Genomic DNA, 459 nt, shown 5'->3' on the forward strand with positions numbered 1-459 from the left:
GTTAAAGAACACGATTTCGTTCGTCATGAACTTCTGTCTATGACGAAAGGAAAGCACAAGGATGGAATTCAGGAGGTGCCGCGAAAATCCGTATGCGTCCATGTGCGCCTTGGTGACGACTTCGAGGAGCCAGGGCCGGGCGAGGATCTTGAGGACGCTGGACACAACACCAAACTTCCCCTCAGCTGGTACAAGAAAAAACTGAGCCAAGTCCGGTCCGTGATTGGAGAGTCCGTGCCTGCATACATCTTCTCAGATGTTGACAACGACAGACTGAGACCCATCCTGAACGCTCCGAACACAATCCGGGCGTACTTTGGATCAAGCATCGCCGACATGCTTGCTCTATCCCAGGCAGGTGTTTTGATCGCGTCTGGTTCTACATTCAGTATGTGGGCCTCATACTTAGGACGAATGCCGGTGATTTGGTATCCCGGCCAGCTTCGTCAGCGACTCTAC

General features: G+C 52.5%; 1 protein-coding gene. It reads left to right on the plus strand.

The annotated features are described in order from the left end of the window. Positions 1-459, plus strand: a 459-nt coding sequence (locus EXE46_RS16540) for an alpha-1,2-fucosyltransferase (protein WP_199234231.1), incomplete at both ends; no start/stop codon positions are given.

The sequence above is a fragment of the Halorubrum sp. GN11_10-6_MGM genome, from assembly GCF_005435165.1.
Lineage (GTDB): Archaea > Halobacteriota > Halobacteria > Halobacteriales > Haloferacaceae > Halorubrum.